We start from the raw sequence: 18771 nt of genomic DNA on the forward strand, positions 1-18771 counted from the left end.
ATACTAGAATTGTCCGTCCTTCAATGCAGATGCCGTCAGCCCGTTCCCAGCGACCTGACGTTGCCGGCAAGTTCCGTTGCAAGCCGCAGCGCGGCACCCGTTGCCATCACCATGGAAGGCAGGATCAGCCATTCGAGTGTCCAGGCCGCACCTGAGCGTTCCTGTTCATGCACCATCGATTGCTGCATGCCGGAAAGCTGCACCGCATTGAAGCGCGCAAGCGACACCAGCACCTCGGCGGCCACCGGGTTCTGCTTGTGGGCCATGGCCGAGGAGCCGCCGCCGCCCGAAAGTTCCATCGCGCCGCCCATCAGGGCGAGAAGCGCCACGTCCTGGCCGAGTTTGCCGAGCGAGCCGGAGATCATTGCCAGGATGTTCGCGAATTCGGCCAGCCGGTCGCGCTGGCTCTGCCATTGCGGCGCGTCGGTAAGGAACAGTTCCCAGGCCAGGGCCTTGCGCACTTCAGCGGCCTTGTCGCCGAATTTTTCGAGGCTGCCGGCAGCCCCGCCGAATTGCACGGCGAAACCGGTCTCGGAAAAAACATCCAGCCGCTGGCGATGCCGGGTCAACGGTTCTTTCCAGGCGCGGATACGGTCCGAAACCGTGATCGGAATCGCCGCCTGCATGCGCGTATGGCCCATCAGCGTTTGGGTCCCGAATGCCCGATCGATGTCTTCGAAGGCCTTTTCCAGGGCCGCGAGGCGTTCGATGAACAAGGAGCAGGCCCGCTTCAGGCGGATTATGAGCGCGGTATCGATGACATCCTGGCTGGTCGCGCCGAAATGCACGTGCCTGGCAGCCTCGCCGCCCGCCTGCTGACTGACGGCATCGCGAAGCTGCTTGACCAGTTCGGCGACGACGACGCCGTCACGCGCGGTTCCGTTCCGCAGCCCGGCCATGTCCGGCTCAAAGGTCTGCAAGGCTGCCGCAATGCGCTCCGCAGCCTCGGCAGGGATGATGCCACAGGACGCCTCGGCCTTGGCAAGCCCTGTTTCGAAGGCAAGCATGGCCTCCATCTCGGCTTTTACCGAAAACAGCTCTCCGGTCTCGTCGTCGCCGACGAGACCGGAGAGGAATGGATGCTCGAAAGCCGAAATGCTCATATCCACTCCCGGGCGGACCCTGATTCTTCGATCCTAGATATCGAAGAATATGGTCTCGTTTTCGCCCTGAAGATAGATGTTGAAGGTGACGGTATTACCGTCACGCTCGCCGATCAGGGTGGGAACGCGAACCCGGTGCTCGATGCGCGACAGGATCGGATCCGCCGCATTGGCCTCTTCCTCGTCGGAAAAGTACATGCGGGTGTTGAGGCCGAGATTGATGCCGCGGGCGACGACCCAGAAGGTGACGTGCGGTGCCATCAGGCGGCCGTCGCGGAACGGCACCTTGCCGGGCTTGATCGTTTCGAAGGCGAATTCGCCGGTCGCCATGTCGCCCGGCTGACGGGCCCAACCGAAGAAGTTCGGGTCGGCCTTGCCTCGCGTTTCCGACGGGCTGTTGTAAAAGCCGTCGGCATCCGCCTGCCAGATCTCGATCATCGCGTCCTTGAGCGGCGTCATCGTGCCGTCATAGATGAAGCCGCGGATGGTGATGCGCTCGCCGCGCGTCTGGTCATTGACCATCGAGCCGGAGCCGAGATCGGTGTCGTAGACACCGGTAATGCCGGAGAAATTCGGCGTGCAGCCGATATGGACATACGGACCCGCGGTCTGCGAGGCGGATTCCTTGAAATAGGTGAGCGGCTGGACCATCTCAGTTGCCCTCTTTACGGTTCTCGAAGAATGTCGAGCGGCGGCCGCGCAGGACGATATCGAATTTATAGGCCCGCATATCGTGCGGGATGGTGTTCTGCATGTCGAGCGCGGCGATCAGGCCCTTGATTGCGTTCTCGTCCGGTATGGTCTTCACGATGGGACAAATCCAGATCATCGGATCGCCCTCGAAATACATCTGGGTGATCAGGCGCTGGGCAAAGCCATGGCCGAAGACCGAGAAGTGAATATGCGCCGGGCGCCAGTCGTTGACGCCGTTCGGCCACGGATAAGGGCCGGGCTTGATCGTCTTGAAGGCGTAGCCGCCGTCCTCGTCGGTGATCGTGCGGCCGAAGCCGCCGAAATTCGGATCGAGCGGAGCGAGATAGGTTTCCTTCTTGTGGCGGTAGCGGCCGCCGGCATTGGCCTGCCAGAATTCCACCAGCGCGCCGGGGACGCCACGGCCGCGCTCGTCGATGACCCGGCCGTAAACGAGGATGCGTTCGCCGAGCGCCATTTCACCGGGCTTGGCATAGTTGACGATCAGGTCGTTGTCGAACTCGCCGAGGATGTTATGGCCGAAGACCGGGCCGGTGATCTCGCTCTTGGTGCCTTCGAGCGAAATCAGGGCGCGCTGGGGCGAGCGCAGCACCGAGGTCTTGTAGCCCGGCGTGAATGCCGGCGGATGCCATTCCCGGTCACGGGCGAAGAAGGGTGTCGTTTCTGGGGGTGTGTTCTTCATTTTTGCTCTCCCGCGGCCTTGTCCGCGTCCATTTCGGCATAAGTGGCTTTGGCGATCTTGAAGGCATGGTTGGCGGCCGGGACGCCGGCGTAGATCGCAACATGCATCAAGGCTTCGCGGATATCGTCCTTTGTCGCACCCGTGTTGGCGGTGGCGCGGATATGCATGGCGACCTCGTCGTGATGCCCGAGTGCGGCCAGAAGCGCGATCGTCACCATCGAGCGTTCGCGCTTCGACCAGTTCGGGCGCGACCAGACCGTGCCCCAGGCGCCTTCGGTGATCATTTCCTGGAACGGCCCGTCGAACGGCGTCTGGTTCGCCTGGGCGCGGTCAACATGGGCATCGCCCAGCACCGAGCGGCGGGTCTTCATGCCTTGGGCGTAACGTTCCGATGGCGCGGAATTTTCGGCCATGTCTATTCCTCGAGTTGTTCGATGAAGCCGCGGATCAGCGCGGCATGGGCAGCGGGCGCCTCGACGCAAGGGATATGCGCGGCACCCTCGATGATTTCGTAGCGCGCGCCGGGGATCAGATCGGCGAATGACTTGACGAGTTCGGGCGGTGTCGAGCCATCCTCGCGCCCGACGACGCAGAGCGCCGGCACGGCGATCTTTTTCGCAGCCTCGGTGAAATCCGCGTCGCGGATCGCAGCGCAGGTACCGCTGTAGCCGAAGGTCGGCTGACGCACGAGCATGTTGCAATAGGCCTGGTAGGCTGCATTTTCCGGTTTGCGAAAGGGCGCGGTGAACCAACGTTCCATGATCGCGTCGAGAATGCTGCCGATGCCGTTCGTCTCCACCGCGGTGATGCGCGCCGCCCAAGACTCGGCCGTGCCGATCTTGTGGGCGGTGTTGGAAAAGATCAGCGTCTTCACAAGGTCGGGACGGGTGGCATAAAGGCTTTGCGCGATCAGCCCGCCGACCGAGAGGCCGCAGACAATGACCTGGCTCAGCTGCAGGTGGTCGAGCAGACCGGCGAGGTCGGCCGCATGGTCGGCGATCGAATAGGGCGGATTGCCAAGGCCGGAAAGCCCGTGGCCGCGCTTGTCATAGGTGAGGATCGTATAGTCCCCGGCAAGCTTCGGCAGTTCGTGATGCCAGATGCGGCTGTCGGTTCCGAGCGAGTTGATGAACACGATGACGGGCTTGTCGTCACCTGCGCGCTGGATGTCGTAATGGATCACAATGTCGTTGATGTGTACAAACTGCATCAGCGCCTCCTCTCACTTTGATAGATTGCACTAGTTTCCGGTTAGGTAAAATGATATTTCAGCATGATCCCCTAACCACAGGGTTATTTGATCTTGATCAATTCCCGAGTCAAGTTTCGGCATCTGCATACATTCGTCGAGGTCGCGCGCCAAAAAAGCGTGGTCAAGGCAGCCGAAATCCTGCATGTCAGCCAGCCGGCCGTCACCAAGACCATACGCGAGCTCGAAGAGGCGCTGGGTGTCGCCATGTTCGAGCGCGACGGCCGCGGCATCCGCATCACCCGCTATGGCGAGGTGTTCCTGCGCCATGCCGGCGCGGCGCTGACGGCGCTCCGGCAGGGCGTGGATTCCGTCTCGCAGGAATTGTTCGATTCCGCACCGCCGGTCCGAATCGGCGCGCTTCCGACCGTTTCCACCCGCATTATGCCGCGCGCCATGACGCTCTTCCTCGCCGAAAAGACCGGCAGCCGCATCAAGATCGTGACGGGAGATAACGCCGTTTTGATGGAGCAGCTTCGGGTTGGCGAGCTCGACCTCGTGGTGGGACGTCTGGCGTTGCCCGAAAAGATGACCGGCCTGTCTTTCGAACATCTCTACTCGGAACAGGTCGTGTTCACCGTCCGCGCCGGCCACCCCCTGCTCGACGGCAAGCGATCGATTTTCGAAGGTTTTGCCGACTACCCGGTGCTGATGCCGACGCGTGGCTCGATCATCCGTCCTTCGGTCGAACAGTTCCTGATCGCCAACGGCGTCGCCAGTCTGCCGACCCAGGTGGAAACCGTCTCGGATGCCTTCGGGCGCGCATTCGTACGGTCGAGCGACGCGATCTGGATCATCTCGACGGGCGTGGTCGCGGCCGACATCGAGGACGGCATTCTGGCGACGCTGCCGATCGACACCAGCGAGACCCGCGGCCCGGTCGGCCTCACCATCCGCGCCGATGCAAATCCCTCCACACCGCTGTCGATCCTGATGCAGACCATCCGCCAGGCGGCCGCGGAAATCATGCCGGCGCGGTGACGCCCGGCTCGATCTTCACTACCTCGTCGCCGCAGAACAGGATGACGTAGTGACCGCGCGCCTCGGCGGCCTGGGCCCAATCCTTGAGATCGGTAGAATACGGCTCCTGTTGCCAGGTCGTCGGATGGTCGGGATCGACCAGGACCGTCAGCTGCGGCCCCTGATCATAAACCAGCATTTTCGACGTCAGCGGCTTCCACGCCTCGGAGACGTCGGGATCCCTCATCCACCCACAGAGGAAATCGCGACAGAGCTGAGGTCGGTCGGCATAGATTGCGCAACCCTTCCCTTCCGAACAGTGCCGGCACCATGCGTCCGGCGGCTTGTCCAGCGCCGCGATTTCCGGTAGCCGGCAGCAGAGCGTGCAGGTGCCGCAGGATCGCGCCGTCTGTTCAACTGTCTCCAAAATCTCGTCGCCTCAACCGCCAAAATGCTCAGCCGAACGAACGGCCGGGCCAGCGATTATACGCTGCGGCTCTTCCGCGCAAACGGAGACGGGCGATTCTATGTCGGCCGCAGCTCCGGGAACGTGCGGCGCAGCTCGTCCATCGAGCCGATCACGGCGTCGTCGGCCCGCAGCGTGACCGAGATATTGTCGGCGACATTGAGTGTCTCCTCGAAATGCACCGGCATTTCGGCGCCACCCTGGCGTACCAGCGTGGCCTCCTTGCGAAACCCGTGCTTCAGCAGCCAGTCGCGCGAGGCGCTGAGGCTCACCGCCACATGGAAGGCGCCGTCATCTTCCTTGCTGGCTTTCAGTTTGTAAGTTACGGGAGACCTGTCGCCGCCGATGTCGATCTGGCCTGGGTAACCGGCTTCTTTGAGATGTTCACCCATATTTTCGTTCCTTCATTTTGGTGAGCCCGTGGGACAACAGACACTGGCTCGCTTTGTTCCGCGTTAAAGGTCCAGGCGCGATCAAGCCCGGTTGACGGCTGTTGCCCGCCGTGATCGAAAGGGCTCGCTTGAGGAGAAGAGGACGACGCGATGACCGACCGGGAACTGCTTGAGGCGTTGTTTGCCGCAGCCGTGAAGGCCGCCGATCCGCTGACCGGTATCGTGAAACACCTCCCCGCCCCGCCGGCGAACGGCCGTACCGTGGTCATCGGCGCGGGCAAGGGCGCGGCCCAGATGGCCGCTGCGCTCGAGAGCGTGTGGGCCGGACCGCTCACCGGCGTGGTCGTGACCCGTTACGGTTATGGCTGCGAAACGAAGTCGATCGAAATCCTGGAGGCCTCGCATCCGGTGCCCGATGCAGCAGGTCTCGCCGGCGCAAAACGGCTGGTCGAGACGATTTCCGGCCTGTCCGAAAACGACCTCGTCATCGCGCTGGTCTGCGGCGGCGGGTCGGCCCTGTTGCCCGCCCCGCCGGAAGGCCTGACGCTGGAGGACGAGATCGCATTGAACGAGATGCTGCTTGCCTCGGGCGCGCCGATCTCGGCGATGAACGTGGTTCGCAAACATCTGTCCGCCATCAAGGGCGGCCGGCTTGCGGCTGCGACCAGGGCGCGTGTCGTCAGCCTGATCGTCTCGGATATCCCTGGCGACAACCCAGCCTTCGTCGCCTCCGGCCCAACCATTCCGGATGCCTCGACGCGCCACGATGCGCTCGCCATCGTCGAGCAATACAAGCTGAAACTGCCGGCCGCGATGATCGCGCATCTGAACTCGCCGGCTGCCGACGCACTGAAGCCGGAGGATCCGGTCTTTGCCCGGCACCAGCATTTCGTCATCGCGTCGGCCGGCGTATCGCTGGAAGCGGCCGCCGAAGTCGCCCGCGCCCATGGCGTTACGCCTTATATCCTCTCCGACTCCATCGAAGGTGAAGCCCGCGACGTGGCTCTGGTGCATGCAGCCCTTGCGCGCGAGGTGTCGCTCCGCGACCGGCCGTTCGCAAAGCCGGCGGTTTTGCTGTCCGGCGGAGAGACCACGGTGACGTTACGGGCAAAAGGCGGCAAGGGCGGCCGCAACGGCGAATTCGCGCTCGCTCTGGCGCTGGCGATCGACGGCCACGAGATCACCGCACTCGCTGCCGATACGGACGGCATCGACGGCTCCGAGACCAATGCCGGGGTTTTCGCGGACGGCACGACGGCGAGACGCCTGCGGGCCAGCGGGTCGGACGGCCGCAAACTGCTCGACGGGAACGACAGCTTTTCCGGGTTTTCCGCGATTGGCGACGTGTTCGAGACAGGCCCGACCGGAACCAACGTCAATGATTTCCGGGCGATCCTGGTGCGGTAACAAAGGCCAGAAGCGGCCTTTGTTCCTCGCTCTTAAACACCCTCGGCGCTTACTGCAGCTGCGGCTTCCTCAGAAAATCGTTCCGATCGGCGGACTTCACCCGAAGCCAGGCCTCCCGCCCGTCGCGCAGGATGCGCATCGGAATTTCAGCACCGGGAGGGCCACTGTCCCAGATCTTGCGATAGAAGTCCGCGAGCCCGTCGACTTCGCCGTCGCGTATCTCCGAAATAACGTCGCCGCGCTTGAGGCCGGCCTTTGCCGCCGGGCCGTTTTCGGTAACGCTCATGACCACCACTTCGCCATTGCTTTCGGCCGACATGGCGCCGAGCCAGGGGCGCGGTGGGCGATTAAACTCGCCCCGATTGAGGAGATCGTCGAGGATAGGCTTCAGAAGGTTGACCGGCACGACCATGTTGATGTCGGCGATCTCGCCGCCTCGGCTCATCTGCAGGCGCAGCGATCCGACCCCAAGCAGCTTGCCTTCCGTATCGATCAGCGCCGCCCCGCCCCATGAGGGATGGGCGGGCGCGATGAAGATAGCCTCATCCAGCAGATATTCCCAATATCCGGCAAATTCCTGCTTGGCGACGATATTGCCGCGCACATATTCTCCCTCGCCATCGGCGAAGATGATTGGATCGCCAAGCGTCGCGGTTGCGGAATCGCCGATCTGAAGCGCCGGCAGATCGAGCGGCGCCATGGCCTGCACGAGGCCGAAGCCGCTTTCCTGATCATAGGCAAGCGCATGAGCCGGCACGACACGGCCGTCCTGGCGTGTCAGCCAGACGTCTTCTGCTTCAGTGATCAGGTAACCGATCGTCAGAACCAACCCGTTTTCGCGGATCACCACGCCGCTTCCCTCCCGGCGGGTGCCGAGGGTATTGGCCGTAAAGGCGTTGTCCGGAATTGAAGCACGCACGGCCACGACCGACCGTAAACTTTTCGCGATATCCATGACGCAAATCCTGATGAGGCAATACGCGGTCCGGAACCCCGCAAGGGTCTGCAAGAGGCGTATCATAACCTCTATAAGGTATGAATGTGAACGGCGTGGAGCAAGAGGCCAGAGAGCTCATGCCCACAAAGTGTCTACCTCATATTTAGGCCCCTCCCCGTGTCCCGGGAAGGGGGAAGCATGGAATGATGCTCAGCCCGCTGGCGTCAGCGTGACGGACGTGCCGGTTGCGGCGACATTCAGGCCGAGCTGGCCGGTGACGCTCACCGTCTGCAGGTGGATCGAGCCGGCGGTACCGCCGACGAGGATGTTGGCGCCGATGCCGGCACCAACGGTGGCCTCCGCGGTTGCCCCCTGGTAGAGGCCGCCGAGCGAACCATGGTGGTAACCGGCGGTCGGCGCGAAGACCGCCCAGATCAGTCGCGAGCGGGTGGTGAAGCCGAGATCGACGCCCATCTTGCGCACGACGCCGGTGTAACGGTCGAGCGGCTCGCTGCCGATCGCCGTCGTAAAGACGCAGTCGGCTTCCTTGGCGGAACCGAGCACGTAACCGACGCCACCGCCGATCGAGCAATCGAGGTATCCGATGCGAACCCCACCACGCTGGTCCTGTTCTTCATAAACCGGGACACGATCCCGGCGGGCGATCACGTCGGCGGAAAAGGCGGCTCCGGCGCTGGTCACGACCGGTAAAGCGGCGAGCGCCACGGCAACAATCTTCTTCATCCCTGTACTCCTTTAATTATTCAGCCGCCCTTGTTGAGACTCATGCGGGCGGGTTTCGTAGCGTTGGGAAACGCGTGTGGCGGAAGAATGATCCCACGTCCGTTGCACACGAATTATCACCGAATTGTTCCAAGCGTGAGTTGGCTCTGTTCCGCCGCCCCTACGTCAGCGTTTCGCGGAATTGGATAGGGGTGGTCGGGCTTGCGGTCGGAAAGAGAAACCGCGGCCTCGACAAACCTTCCGGAACCGCGACCATCCAGGCACGTTTCTGGATCTTTCGAGGAGATCGGGATGGACAAGGACAGGAAACTGGAATGGCTGGCGAGGTCCGGGTACGCAGCCAGGGGGATCGTATACGTCCTGATCGCCGGCATGGCATCGCTCTCGACCCTCGGCGGCGGGGAGCCGGATTCAGAATCTGCGCTGCAGATCGTATTGGGACAGCCTTTTGGGCAAATCTGGCTCGGCGTGATCGGCATCGGCCTGATCGGCTTCATCCTCTGGCGAGTGGCGCAATCGATCCTCAACACCGACCGACATCAGAACAATGCGAGAGGGTATCTGGTCAGGGCGGGTCTTCTCGTCAGCGCCGCGACCTATACCGGTCTCGCTTTCTATGCGGTCGGGCAGGCCCTGCATCTCGGCTTCGGCGCAGGATCGTCCGGCGGCCGCGAAAGCTGGACCGCCTGGCTGATGCAGCAGCCGTTCGGGCGCTATCTCGTTGCAGGCGTCGGCCTTGCAATCATCGGTGCCGGCTGCGCCCAGGCGGCCAAGGGCATAAAACAGGGGTATCTTCGCTATTTCGAAAGCGGTTTCGAACAGCGGACCGTCCTCAACGGCATCTGCACCTACGGCCTGCTGGCGCGCGGCATTATATTCCTCATTATCGGCGGGTTCTTCGTCTACGCCGCCTTCACTGTGGATCCGAACCAGGCCGGCGGGTTGGCCGATGCACTCGCGTGGGTGCGCCGGCTTCCCTTCGGGGCGATCCTCTACGGATTGGCGGCGATCGGACTTTTCGCCTTCGGTCTCTACGGATTGATCGAGGCCTGGTACAGGATCGTGCAGCCGCCTTCGATGGGTCAGCCGCTTCGCGCGATGCGGTCGGTCGTGAACTGAAATTGAACAAGGAGTTTGGATGGCATTCCATCAGCGCGTGACACGCAGAGTGGTCGAAAGGGTCATGACTTTCGAGCCAATCGGCTTGATGATGGTCGCCTTTCTGGCAGGCGGGCTTTTCGTCTTCTTCCGGTTGACCGACGAGGTTTTGGAGGGCGAGACCCATGCCTTCGACGAAAAGATCCTTCTGGCCCTGCGCAATGCGACAGATCTTGCGACGCCGCTCGGCCCCTATTGGCTCAATCATGCGATGGGAGACATCACGGCGCTCGGCGGGGTCACCGTGCTGACCCTGATGACCATAATGGGAACCGCCTTCCTCCTGCTGTCGCGGCAAAAGGCGATCGCGCTCTTCATGTTCCTGTCGATCGCCGGCGGCTGGCTTTTGAGTTCGCTGCTGAAGCTCGGCGTGGCACGACCGAGGCCGGACATCGTGCCGCATCTTGTCGAAGTCAGCGACCTCAGTTTTCCGAGCGGCCATGCAATGCTGTCGGCCGTCACCTACCTGACGCTCGGAGCGCTGTTGTCGCGCGCCCAGCCCTATCGTTCGACGCGAATCTTCCTGATCGGTGCCGCGATCTTCCTGACATTCATCATCGGTTTCAGCCGGGTCTATCTAGGCGTCCACTACCCGACCGACGTCCTTGGCGGCTGGTGTGCCGGCGCGACCTGGGCACTGGCGTGCTGGATGATCGCGAGACGCTACATCTCCGTCGCGCCGGAGTAATCCGGCAACTTGCGGGGTGATTTCCGCATCCCTCACGGCTCGATAAATCCGACCGCCCGGACCCGGATCTCCCGAACGCCCGGATCCTGAGAAAACAGGATGGCGCCGGAGGATTTGGATTCCGCCGGCACATAGTCGAAGGTGACGTCGGCGTCTTCGACTATCTTGCTGCCATCCAGGATCTCGCCACGTACGGTAACGGCAGCAGCCGTCGCCGTCGCCTTGTTGGCGATATCGAAGGCGATACGGTAGCCGCCTTCGGTCTGGCGCCTCTCGGTGATGGCGATCGAGAATTCCGGCTGCATATCGGCGTACGTCCAGGCCTCATAGGCGACCAAGGCGATCGTGGCGACAACAACGAGCGCCGAAATCATGCCGGTCGCCCATTCGATCCAGTGCGGCTCCTTGACTTCTCTGTGGCGTTTGTTGGCTGTCGTCGTCATGGGAATTCACTCGCTACAGGATGAGGCGGGCGGCGGCGGCCCCGATTGCGCCAGGGAAACTCAAGACGATGGCCGACATCAGCATCTGCGGCGGCGCCGTGTCGTCGAGCCGGCCGAAGGTCCACAGCACGTAGAGGCTGATCAGCATGGCGACCATGTAGCCTGGCAGGGTGAAGCGGAAGAAGGCGTGCCACCGCGGCGTCTCCTCCGAAATCTCATGGGTGCCCTTGAAGGCGACTGCATAGACAAACCCGTGCATGATGGCGATCGACACGCAGATGGTGCCGAGCGCATGCCAGGGCGTCATCTTGTAGGCGATCAGGATGATCTCCTCTGTCGGTGCGACGTTGAGATTGAGGAAAAGTGCACCGACCGCCATCAGGAAAAGTTCGCGGCTGTAGCTGGTGGAAATTTCGTCTGGCACCGCGCCGCCTTCCTCTTCATCCTCCTCGTGTTCATCCTTCCCGGCCTGTCCGCCGAGCTGGGAGCGGCCGAGCAGCGCACCGATGCTTGCCGGCACGGACTGTATCGCGATCTTGCCGAGTATTTCGGAGAGCGGCATATGGGGCTTGATATCCCCGAGCATGATGAGGACCGCCGCGCTTATGACGATGCCTAGGCCATAGGCGATGGTCGCGTCGCGACAGGCTTCCGCTACGGTCGAGGTACGCTCGAAACCGATCCGGTGGGCGAGCAAGATGAGAAGCGGAATGTTAGCGATCAGCAGCAGGAACAGGCGCCAGCGTTCGATGTAGAAACCGAGCTGCCAGAGCTCCATTGTCATCAGCATCGGGATGCCGAACAGCATGGCGCCGGCAGCGCCACGTCCGAGACCGATCAGGAAACTTAGGCTTTCGCCTGCGCCATCGCCCCGTTCCGCCCTGACACCGTTCAACGCCAGCTCCTCCCCTTTTACGAAAAGCGGAAAGAAACTCGCAAATCGGATGAAATGTTCCACCCTGGCGAGGAGGCTGGACAAGGCATTACCGATCGAACAGATCCTGCCATTGTTTCTCGCCGACAAGGCAGTCGCTGGAAGGCTGGTTGCCCGCCACCTTCTGCACGGTTGCTGGCGGCACGAGCCCGCTGATCTCGAGCACCAGCTTGCGGCGCACGGCGACGGCAAAATCCTCGATTTTTTGAACCGGCAGCACGAAGGAGCCAGGGCCGCCGATGACGCAGTCGCCGTAATATTTGTCGAGCCCACCGGCCGCGCCCGAGGGTCGCAGCATGATCGCCAGGCCGTTGATGATGATGCCCGCCTCCATGGCCTTGTTGCGGGCCGGTACGACGGGGTTGCCGGAATTGTTCGGGCCGTCGCCGGAAACATCGATCACCTGCCGCATGCCACGATAGGAGTTGGCGACGATCATCGTCGCTCCCTGGGCGATCGCGGCCGAAATCGACGTACGGCGCTGCGTATTGATCGGCCGGGCTTCGAGCTTGGCGGCAAAATTGAACGCGTCCTGCTCGTTTTCGATGACGGTCCAATCGATGATCGAATCCGGCACCACGTCACCCGCCCATTCGAAATAGCTGATGGCGATGCGACCCGTCAGCCCGGTCTTCACTGCGTCGATGAATTCCTTGTGCTTGAGCGCCTCGACATAACCCTCGCGCTGGACGCGGACCTCCTCGTAATCCATGGAGCGGGATGTATCGACCGCGAGGACCAGTTCTACATCGACTTCACCTCCCCTTTGTTGCGCGACCATCGGGGTGGTGGCAGTGGCGGAAAGGCTCATGAGCATCGCGAGTGTTGTAAGCATTGGCAATCCAATCACTGCGTTATCGATTTCTTAAAACTGTAACACAGAGGGGACCGAGGGCGACTCTCCTCCGCGAGCAGACCTTCAACTTTCGGTGATGGGACTTTTTTTTGCGCAGCCGCCCGACGTAATCTGCGATGGGAACGCTGCTGCTTCGGCCGTGGTCTGGAGTTCCACCTATCAACTGGTATCTGGACGAGATCGGCGGCATGACGAGGTTAACAGGCAAATGTTATTGCGGCGCGGTCGCCTACGAGGTGGAGGACGCCTTCGTTTACGCCGCCAATTGCCATTGCTCCAATTGCCGCCGCACCACCGGCTCCGCTTTCAAGCCCTTCGCCGGCATCGAGCGGCAGAAGTTTGCCGTGGTGAAAGGTGAAGACGGTTTGCTGATATTCGGAGATGCCGAGAATCATAACGGTCATTGCAAGGACTGCGGTTCGCTTCTCTATTCGCTCGTACGCGAGGCGGCCTGGGTGCATGTGACGATGGGCACGCTGGTCGATGCCCCGACTATCCGGCCGACGCACCACATCTTCGTCGGCTCGAAGGCGCCCTGGTACGAAATCACCGACGGCCTGCCGCAATATCAGGGCCATAAGCAATAGCTACTTCCGGGCCGGGGACGCAAACTGGTATCGACTTTGGACAGGGCGATTTCTGATGGCCGCTGTTGACTTCGCAGCGCGCATATCGACAGAGTGGCACAAAGAGGAAACGCCATGTCCAGGTCAGAAAAATTCATCGTGCTGCCGTTCAAGAAAGTCCGGGGCAACGTGACGCCTGGCGAGATGCGCGTGGCCTCGAATGCCGCTTCCGCCGAGAAGATCGCTCGCGCCATGGCCGACCGTTTCGTGGGGGTCGCGGCCTATTCGGTTCAGGTCGATATGGAAAGCGGCGACATGTCCGATCCGCGCATCCTCTGGCAGTCGGGCGAAATCGCCGACATCGCCGCCTGAGGGCTCCGAGCCTCCGTCCCATTCACACGCGATGCAGGTATCGATCCGGCTATTTCTTGAGGATAACCCACAGCGCGTGCACGATGCCCGGCAGCCAGCCGCACAGGGTCAGCAGAATGTTCAGCCAGAAATGCAGGCCGAGCCCGACCTGCAGGAAGACGCCGAGCGGCGGCAGGATGAAAGCGAGCAGAATGCGGATGATATCCAACGGGCGTTCTCCGGTTTGATAGGTTCGGGCCGTAACGCGCTGGATGGGATATGGTTTCAGAAGATGCTCATCTCAGCAGGGTCTTTGCGATGATCTCCAGTTGAATCTCGTTGCTGCCGCCGAAAATGCTCTGTGAGCGGGAGTTGAAATAGACGGCAGAGGCGACCTTGCGCTCCTCGTCGATTTCCGCCTCTTCCGGCAGTTCGTGCAGCGGTCGATGTTCTTCCCAGCGCAGGGCATCAGGGCCAAGGATCGACGCGGCGAGTTCGGCGATCGACTGGCGGATGCGGCTGCGCTCGATCTTCATCGTCGAGGAGGGTACCGAGCCCGGATTGCCACCTGCCTGAACTTTTGACATGGCCGCAAGCTCCAGCATGTCGTTGGCGTCTACATCCGTGGCAATTTCCGCAAAGCGGGCCATGAACAGCGGGTCGTCGAGCATCTTCCGGCCGTCGGGCAGCGGCTCGGAGGCGAGCCGCTGCAGCCGCGTCAGCATGGCGCGCAGCACACCGCCGGCAAAAGCCCCGCCCCTCTCGAATTCGAGCAGGTATTTGGCGATGTCCCAGCCCTCCCCCTCTTCGCCGATGCGATCGGAGACCGGGACTTTCACGTCGTCGAAGAAGACCTGGTTGAACTCATGCGTGCCGCAGATCGAGCGGATCGGCCGGATGGTGACGCCCGGCGATTTGAGGTCGATCAGTATGAAGGTGATGCCTTCCTGCTTCTTAGCCGTATCGGCGGTGCGCACGAGCGCGAACATGCGGGTCGCATGATGCGCCAGCGTCGACCAGATCTTCGAGCCGTTGACGATGTAGTGGTCACCCTTGAGCACGGCCTTGGTCTTCAACGACGCAAGGTCGGAACCGGAGCCCGGTTCGGAGTAACCTTGCGCCCAAAGGTCTTGACCACTCAGGATACGCGGCAGGTAGAAATTCTTCTGCGCCTCGTTCCCGTAGCGCATGATGACCGGAGCGATCATCTTAATCGAGGCGCCGCGGAAATGCGGTTCGCCGGCACGTTCGCATTCCTGGTCGAAAATGTAACGCTCTGCGAGCGTCCAGCCGGTGCCACCATATGGCTTCGGCCAGGAGGGTGCCACCCAGCCCTTGTCGTTGAGTTTTGCCTGCCACTTCAGACCGATCGCGGGGTCTGCGAGGAAGCTCGGGTTCAGCCGTTCGGCGCGCTTCAGGCCCTCGTCCAGATGGCCGTCCAGAAAAGTCCGCACCTCGTCGCGGAAACGGACCTCTTCTTCCGTCATCAACAGATCCATGAACGTCTCCTCAGGCGGACCAATGGGCAGGTGCGCGCAGCAGGCTTCCGGAGAGCATTACGGGGTCACGGATGATCTCGCCGTAGCGCTTCAAGTGGTCTGCGGTGGTGCCAAGTGAGTTTTCGATCGCATAAAGCCGGCGGAACCAGGCGCCGATCGGCATCTCTTCCGAAAAGCCCATGGCGCCGTGGAGCTGGATCGCTTCTTGGGCGACGACACGGGAGACCTTGCCGATCTTGGCGCGGGCACCGGAAACGCCGCGAACGCGCATCGCGCGCGGCGCATCGACAGACAGCGTGGCGAGCAGCGCCGAGGCCCGCGCTTCCTGGCATTTCACCGCCATCTCGGCCATCCGGTGCTGAAGCGCCTGGAAGGCGGCGAGCGGCTTGCCGAACTGCACGCGCTCCTTGGTATGGGCGACTGTTGCGTCCATCAGCGCATCCATGATGCCGACCGCTTCCGAGGCGAGCGCCGCGTTGGCGCGGTCATAGGCCGCTTCGATTTCGGCGAGCGTATCGGCCGCGGCACCGAGCAGCGCCGAAGCGGGTACGGAGACGTTGTCGAGGACAAGATCGCTGGCGCGGCTGCCATCGACCAGTTTCACTTCGGTGCGGATCATGCCGGAAGCGTCAGCGGGTACGGCAAACAGCTTGAGCGCTCCCTCCACTCTGGCCGAGACGAGGAAGACATCCGCAAACGGTCCTCCAGGCACCAGCATCTTCTCACCCAAGATGAGGAATTCACCACCGTTCTTCGTCGCGGTTGTGGCAATATTGCCGAGGTCGAAGCCCATCTGGCGTTCCGCATGGGCGAGCGCAGGACGCGACGTTCCAGCCATCAAGCCGCCGAGGATTTTCGCCCTCTGTTCTTCGGAGCCAAGCTTCTCGACCATGCCGCCAGCGAGGATGACAGACGCGAGATAGGGCTCGACCATCAGCACGCGGCCGATCGCCTCCATGATCAGCGAGATTTCCACCTGACCGCCGCCAAGCCCACCATTCTCTTCGGCAAATGGCAATGCGAGCCATCCGAGATCTGCCATCTCGACCCAGATGCCTGCATCAAGACCAGTCTCCGAGCCGATGATCTTGCCGCGCTTCTCGAAGTTGTAACGCTCCTTCAGGAACCGCTCGGCACTCTCCTTCAAAAGGAGCTGCTCATCCGAATAGTTCAGGTCCATGACTGGGTCTCGCGATTAACTCGGCGGTGCGTGGAGCCCCTCCCCTTGTGGGGAGGATTAAGAATGGCGTGCCGTCTCATCTGGAAGCAAAAGGCCCGCTCAATCCTCCCGCTTGTAAGCCCCATGCCCCGGACGATAGGTCTTCGTATCCAGGAACTGCGACAGCCCCTTTTCACGGCCCTTTTCCGGATCGACAAACGTGGTCTGGTCGGCCTTGGCGGTGAGGTATTCGGCCGATTCCTCCCAGGTCATCTCGCGCACGTATTTGTATGCCATGCGGGCCTGGCGCAGCACGGTCGGGTTCTTTTCGAGCAGCACGCGGGCAATTTCGACAGTGCGTTCGCGAAGCTTGTCGGCCGGCACTGCCTCGTTCACCAAGCCGAGCTGCTCGGCCATCTTGCCGCCGAACTTTTCGCCGGTCATGACATAATACATCGCCTTGCGATCGTTCATCAGCGTGGAGATCGCCTTGGAGACGACGCCGCCTGGGATGACGCCCCAGTTGATTTCCGAGAGGCCGAACACGGCGTCTTCGGAGGCGATCGCAAGGTCGCAGCATATCAGCGGCGTGAAGGCACCACCGAAGCACCAGCCGTTGACCATGGCGATGGTCGGCTTTGCGTAGTGCATCAGCAGGCGCCATTGCCAGGCGCGGGTGGAGCGGTAGGCGCGCATGCGCTGGATGTCGGAGCCGCCGTCGGTGGCGCGGAAGAAGTCCTTGAGGTCCATGCCGGCGGAAAAGGCTTCGCCTTCGCCGGTGAGGATGATCACGCCGGCGCGGTCGTCGATTTCAAGCGCGTCGAGCACCCGGATCATGTCTTCGGCAAGGCCGACGCTCATGGCGTTGCGCTTGTCGGGGCGGTTCAGTTTCACCCAGGCAATGCCGTCCTCGAATTCGACCTTGACGTTCTCTCCGCCCAGATCGCTTGATTCAATGGTCATCGTATTCTCCTAAAGGTCCCAGCGCCTTATGACAGGCTGGTCATTTTGGTGACGAGATAGGCGTCCATGCCCTCGGTGCCGCCTTCGGAGCCGTAACCGCTCTGCTTGACGCCACCGAACGGCGTTTCGGCCATCGAGATGAAATTGTTGTTGATGCCGACCATGCCGGCCTCGATCGCATCACTGACCATCGCGGCGGTCTGGCTCGAGCGGGTGAAGGCATAGGATGCAAGGCCGTAGGGCAGCCTGTTCGCCTGTTCGATCACCTCGTCGAAGGAGGTGAAACGGGCGGTGACCGCCACCGGGCCGAAGGGCTCTTCATTCATGATGATCGCGTCCTGCGGCACGTCGGCGAGAACCGTCGGCTGGAAGAAATAGCCGCGATTGCTGCCGCGCTCGCCGCCGGCCTTGACCGTGGCGCCGCGCTGCACGGCATCCGCCACCATGCGTTCCATGGAGGGCACGCGGCGGCTGTTGGCGAGCGGTCCCATCTGGCTCGACGGATCGAGGCCATCGCCGACTTTCAGGGCCGAAGCCGCCTTGGCAAAACCATCGACGAACTTGTCATGGACGCTGTCATGCACGTAGAACCGGGTCGGCGAAATGCAGACCTGGCCGGCATTGCGATATTTCGCATGGACCATGACGCGGATCGCGTGATCGATATCGGCATCTTCGAAGATCAGCACGGGCGCATGGCCGCCGAGTTCCATCGTGGCACGCTTGACGCCGGCCTTCGCGGCGAGAACGGCCAGATGCTGGCCGACGGCGGTCGAGCCGGTGAAGGTGACCTTGCGGATGCCGTCCGAGGCGATCAGGTGTTCGGAGACGTCCGCCGGCTTGCCGTGGACTACGTTCAATACGCCGTTCGGCAGACCTGCATCCTGCAGCGCGCGGGCGATTTCGAGCACGGTCGAAGGCGTCTCTTCCGAGGGCTTGATGACCATGGTGCAGCCGGTCGCGAGTGCGGCCGAGATCTTGCGGGCCGGGATGACGCCGGGGAAATTCCAGGGCGTGAAGCCGGCGACGGGGCCGACCGGTTCCCGCGTGACCATCCAGCGGGCCCCGGGCACACGCGAAGGTACGATGCGGCCATAGGTGCGGCGGCCCTCGTCGGCAGTCCAATCGAGAATGTCCGCCGAGATATGGACTTCCGGGATCGCCTCGCCGAGCGGCTTGCCCTGATCGAGCACCATGCGCCGGCCGATCTCGTTCGCCCGTTCGCGCAGAATATCGGCAGCCTTGCGAATGATCTTGGCGCGGTCATAGGCGGTCGTCGCCTTCCACGCCTTGAATTCACGGGTGGCGGCCGCCACGGCCCGCTCGAGGTCTTCTGGGGCCGCATGCGGCAGGGCGCCGATCGGCTCGCCGGTCGCCGGATTGATGACGTCTTCCGTCACACGGCCTTCTGCGCCGAGCCACTCGCCATCCACAAAGAGCTTCAGTTCACCATAGGATTGGATCTGCATCACGGTTTCCTCCCTCGTGATAGACTGACAAAAT

The 18771-nt window shown here is 62.2% G+C and carries 23 protein-coding genes; 6 read left to right on the forward strand and 17 right to left on the reverse strand.

Annotated elements, in window-relative coordinates; genetic code table 11:
- Positions 1–35: 35 nt before the first annotated feature.
- Genes ABCW43_RS17005 through pcaD form a run of 5 tightly spaced genes read right to left on the reverse strand, consistent with a single transcriptional unit; the run spans position 36 to position 3706 of the window.
- On the reverse strand, positions 36–1103 hold the full coding sequence (locus tag ABCW43_RS17005) for a 3-carboxy-cis,cis-muconate cycloisomerase (protein WP_345926509.1): 1068 nt from the start codon (positions 1101–1103) through the stop codon (positions 36–38).
- A gap of 33 nt (positions 1104–1136) precedes the next feature.
- Positions 1137–1754: a protocatechuate 3,4-dioxygenase subunit alpha gene (gene pcaG / locus ABCW43_RS17010; protein WP_345926511.1), complete on the reverse strand. Its 618-nt coding sequence runs from the start codon at positions 1752–1754 to the stop codon at positions 1137–1139.
- 1 nt (position 1755) lies between these two features.
- Positions 1756–2496 carry a protocatechuate 3,4-dioxygenase subunit beta gene (gene pcaH / locus ABCW43_RS17015; protein ID WP_024163715.1) on the reverse strand — a complete coding sequence of 247 codons (741 nt, stop codon included), beginning with the start codon at positions 2494–2496 and terminating at the stop codon, positions 1756–1758.
- The gene (gene pcaC, locus ABCW43_RS17020; protein WP_345926514.1) at positions 2493–2909 is read right to left on the reverse strand and encodes a 4-carboxymuconolactone decarboxylase; all 417 of its coding nucleotides are present in this window, start codon (positions 2907–2909) and stop codon (positions 2493–2495) included. The genes pcaH and pcaC overlap by 4 nt, the downstream gene beginning before the upstream one ends.
- A 2-nt stretch (positions 2910–2911) precedes the next feature.
- Complete coding sequence (gene pcaD / locus ABCW43_RS17025; protein ID WP_345926516.1) at positions 2912–3706, reverse strand: 3-oxoadipate enol-lactonase; 795 nt, start codon at positions 3704–3706, stop codon at positions 2912–2914.
- A gap of 93 nt (positions 3707–3799) precedes the next feature.
- Here pcaD and pcaQ point away from each other — a divergent pair, with 93 nt between their 5' ends.
- Positions 3800–4726: a pca operon transcription factor PcaQ gene (gene pcaQ, locus ABCW43_RS17030; protein WP_345926518.1), complete on the forward strand. Its 927-nt coding sequence runs from the start codon at positions 3800–3802 to the stop codon at positions 4724–4726.
- Here pcaQ and ABCW43_RS17035 read toward each other — a convergent pair.
- Entirely contained in the window at positions 4710–5132 is a 423-nt protein-coding gene (locus tag ABCW43_RS17035; RefSeq protein ID WP_345926519.1) for a hypothetical protein, read from the reverse strand. The genes pcaQ and ABCW43_RS17035 overlap by 17 nt on opposite strands.
- Positions 5133–5230: 98 nt before the next feature.
- Entirely contained in the window at positions 5231–5563 is a 333-nt protein-coding gene (locus tag ABCW43_RS17040) for a hypothetical protein (protein WP_345926521.1), read from the reverse strand.
- A 150-nt stretch (positions 5564–5713) separates the two neighbouring features.
- On the opposite strand from ABCW43_RS17040, the gene ABCW43_RS17045 reads away from it, so the two are divergent.
- Positions 5714–6970: a glycerate kinase type-2 family protein gene (locus tag ABCW43_RS17045; protein WP_345926523.1), complete on the forward strand. Its 1257-nt coding sequence runs from the start codon at positions 5714–5716 to the stop codon at positions 6968–6970.
- A 49-nt stretch (positions 6971–7019) separates the two neighbouring features.
- Here the strand turns inward: ABCW43_RS17045 and ABCW43_RS17050 are convergent, their stop codons facing one another.
- Together ABCW43_RS17050 and ABCW43_RS17055 are read right to left on the reverse strand one after the other, a co-directional pair.
- Positions 7020–7925: a S1C family serine protease gene (locus ABCW43_RS17050; protein WP_345926526.1), complete on the reverse strand. Its 906-nt coding sequence runs from the start codon at positions 7923–7925 to the stop codon at positions 7020–7022.
- A gap of 192 nt (positions 7926–8117) precedes the next feature.
- Positions 8118–8651, reverse strand: a complete 534-nt coding sequence (locus tag ABCW43_RS17055; protein WP_046627168.1) for a DUF992 domain-containing protein — start codon at positions 8649–8651, stop codon at positions 8118–8120.
- Positions 8652–8942: 291 nt separating this feature from the next.
- Here ABCW43_RS17055 and ABCW43_RS17060 point away from each other — a divergent pair, with 291 nt between their 5' ends.
- Both ABCW43_RS17060 and ABCW43_RS17065 read left to right on the forward strand, forming a co-directional pair.
- Positions 8943–9770, forward strand: a complete 828-nt coding sequence (locus tag ABCW43_RS17060; protein ID WP_345926530.1) for a DUF1206 domain-containing protein — start codon at positions 8943–8945, stop codon at positions 9768–9770.
- Between the two features lie 19 nt (positions 9771–9789).
- Entirely contained in the window at positions 9790–10497 is a 708-nt protein-coding gene (locus tag ABCW43_RS17065; protein ID WP_345926532.1) for a phosphatase PAP2 family protein, read from the forward strand.
- A 32-nt stretch (positions 10498–10529) separates the two neighbouring features.
- On the opposite strand, the gene ABCW43_RS17070 is transcribed toward ABCW43_RS17065, so the two are convergent.
- The 3 genes from ABCW43_RS17070 to ABCW43_RS17080 all read right to left on the reverse strand — a co-directional run bounded on the left by ABCW43_RS17070 (position 10530) and on the right by ABCW43_RS17080 (position 12709).
- On the reverse strand, positions 10530–10940 hold the full coding sequence (locus tag ABCW43_RS17070) for a TIGR02588 family protein (protein WP_345926534.1): 411 nt from the start codon (positions 10938–10940) through the stop codon (positions 10530–10532).
- Positions 10941–10953: 13 nt separating this feature from the next.
- Entirely contained in the window at positions 10954–11835 is an 882-nt protein-coding gene (locus ABCW43_RS17075; RefSeq protein ID WP_345926536.1) for a TIGR02587 family membrane protein, read from the reverse strand.
- 88 nt (positions 11836–11923) lie between these two features.
- Positions 11924–12709: a DUF1194 domain-containing protein gene (locus ABCW43_RS17080; protein WP_345926538.1), complete on the reverse strand. Its 786-nt coding sequence runs from the start codon at positions 12707–12709 to the stop codon at positions 11924–11926.
- A 209-nt stretch (positions 12710–12918) separates the two neighbouring features.
- On the opposite strand from ABCW43_RS17080, the gene ABCW43_RS17085 reads away from it, so the two are divergent.
- Positions 12919–13317: a GFA family protein gene (locus ABCW43_RS17085; protein ID WP_345926540.1), complete on the forward strand. Its 399-nt coding sequence runs from the start codon at positions 12919–12921 to the stop codon at positions 13315–13317.
- Positions 13318–13431: 114 nt separating this feature from the next.
- Positions 13432–13668 carry a hypothetical protein gene (locus ABCW43_RS17090; RefSeq protein WP_007771449.1) on the forward strand — a complete coding sequence of 79 codons (237 nt, stop codon included), beginning with the start codon at positions 13432–13434 and terminating at the stop codon, positions 13666–13668.
- 49 nt (positions 13669–13717) lie between these two features.
- Here ABCW43_RS17090 and ABCW43_RS17095 read toward each other — a convergent pair whose 3' ends face one another.
- The 5 genes from ABCW43_RS17095 to ABCW43_RS17115 all read right to left on the reverse strand — a co-directional run bounded on the left by ABCW43_RS17095 (position 13718) and on the right by ABCW43_RS17115 (position 18737).
- On the reverse strand, positions 13718–13876 hold the full coding sequence (locus ABCW43_RS17095) for a YqaE/Pmp3 family membrane protein (protein ID WP_046605997.1): 159 nt from the start codon (positions 13874–13876) through the stop codon (positions 13718–13720).
- Positions 13877–13943: 67 nt separating this feature from the next.
- Positions 13944–15146, reverse strand: coding sequence for an acyl-CoA dehydrogenase family protein (locus ABCW43_RS17100; RefSeq protein WP_345926547.1), 1203 nt, complete (start codon positions 15144–15146; stop codon positions 13944–13946).
- A 10-nt stretch (positions 15147–15156) separates the two neighbouring features.
- Positions 15157–16326: an acyl-CoA dehydrogenase family protein gene (locus ABCW43_RS17105; RefSeq protein WP_345926549.1), complete on the reverse strand. Its 1170-nt coding sequence runs from the start codon at positions 16324–16326 to the stop codon at positions 15157–15159.
- A gap of 99 nt (positions 16327–16425) precedes the next feature.
- Positions 16426–17268, reverse strand: a complete 843-nt coding sequence (locus tag ABCW43_RS17110) for a p-hydroxycinnamoyl CoA hydratase/lyase (RefSeq protein WP_345926551.1) — start codon at positions 17266–17268, stop codon at positions 16426–16428.
- A 26-nt stretch (positions 17269–17294) separates the two neighbouring features.
- Positions 17295–18737 carry an NAD-dependent succinate-semialdehyde dehydrogenase gene (locus tag ABCW43_RS17115; RefSeq protein WP_345926553.1) on the reverse strand — a complete coding sequence of 481 codons (1443 nt, stop codon included), beginning with the start codon at positions 18735–18737 and terminating at the stop codon, positions 17295–17297.
- Positions 18738–18771 lie beyond the last annotated feature (34 nt).

The organism is Neorhizobium tunisiense (assembly GCF_039631515.1).
Taxonomy (GTDB): domain Bacteria; phylum Pseudomonadota; class Alphaproteobacteria; order Rhizobiales; family Rhizobiaceae; genus Neorhizobium.

Excerpts from the sequence above, each read along its gene's own strand:
- ABCW43_RS17105 (WP_345926549.1), bottom strand. The coding sequence starts at position 16,326 with ATGGACCTGAACTATTCGGATGAGCAGCTCCTTTTGAAGGAGAGTGCC.
- ABCW43_RS17050 (WP_345926526.1), bottom strand. The coding sequence starts at position 7,925 with ATGGATATCGCGAAAAGTTTACGGTCGGTCGTGGCCGTGCGTGCTTCA.
- pcaG (WP_345926511.1), bottom strand. The coding sequence starts at position 1,754 with ATGGTCCAGCCGCTCACCTATTTCAAGGAATCCGCCTCGCAGACCGCG.
- pcaH (WP_024163715.1), bottom strand. The coding sequence starts at position 2,496 with ATGAAGAACACACCCCCAGAAACGACACCCTTCTTCGCCCGTGACCGG.
- ABCW43_RS17060 (WP_345926530.1), top strand. The coding sequence starts at position 8,943 with ATGGACAAGGACAGGAAACTGGAATGGCTGGCGAGGTCCGGGTACGCA.
- ABCW43_RS17040 (WP_345926521.1), bottom strand. The coding sequence starts at position 5,563 with ATGGGTGAACATCTCAAAGAAGCCGGTTACCCAGGCCAGATCGACATC.
- pcaD (WP_345926516.1), bottom strand. The coding sequence starts at position 3,706 with ATGCAGTTTGTACACATCAACGACATTGTGATCCATTACGACATCCAG.
- ABCW43_RS17080 (WP_345926538.1), bottom strand. The coding sequence starts at position 12,709 with ATGCTTACAACACTCGCGATGCTCATGAGCCTTTCCGCCACTGCCACC.
- ABCW43_RS17045 (WP_345926523.1), top strand. The coding sequence starts at position 5,714 with ATGACCGACCGGGAACTGCTTGAGGCGTTGTTTGCCGCAGCCGTGAAG.
- ABCW43_RS17100 (WP_345926547.1), bottom strand. The coding sequence starts at position 15,146 with ATGGATCTGTTGATGACGGAAGAAGAGGTCCGTTTCCGCGACGAGGTG.
- ABCW43_RS17065 (WP_345926532.1), top strand. The coding sequence starts at position 9,790 with ATGGCATTCCATCAGCGCGTGACACGCAGAGTGGTCGAAAGGGTCATG.
- ABCW43_RS17070 (WP_345926534.1), bottom strand. The coding sequence starts at position 10,940 with ATGACGACGACAGCCAACAAACGCCACAGAGAAGTCAAGGAGCCGCAC.
- ABCW43_RS17110 (WP_345926551.1), bottom strand. The coding sequence starts at position 17,268 with ATGACCATTGAATCAAGCGATCTGGGCGGAGAGAACGTCAAGGTCGAA.
- ABCW43_RS17005 (WP_345926509.1), bottom strand. The coding sequence starts at position 1,103 with ATGAGCATTTCGGCTTTCGAGCATCCATTCCTCTCCGGTCTCGTCGGC.
- ABCW43_RS17090 (WP_007771449.1), top strand. The coding sequence starts at position 13,432 with ATGTCCAGGTCAGAAAAATTCATCGTGCTGCCGTTCAAGAAAGTCCGG.
- ABCW43_RS17085 (WP_345926540.1), top strand. The coding sequence starts at position 12,919 with ATGACGAGGTTAACAGGCAAATGTTATTGCGGCGCGGTCGCCTACGAG.
- ABCW43_RS17115 (WP_345926553.1), bottom strand. The coding sequence starts at position 18,737 with ATGCAGATCCAATCCTATGGTGAACTGAAGCTCTTTGTGGATGGCGAG.
- pcaC (WP_345926514.1), bottom strand. The coding sequence starts at position 2,909 with ATGGCCGAAAATTCCGCGCCATCGGAACGTTACGCCCAAGGCATGAAG.
- ABCW43_RS17055 (WP_046627168.1), bottom strand. The coding sequence starts at position 8,651 with ATGAAGAAGATTGTTGCCGTGGCGCTCGCCGCTTTACCGGTCGTGACC.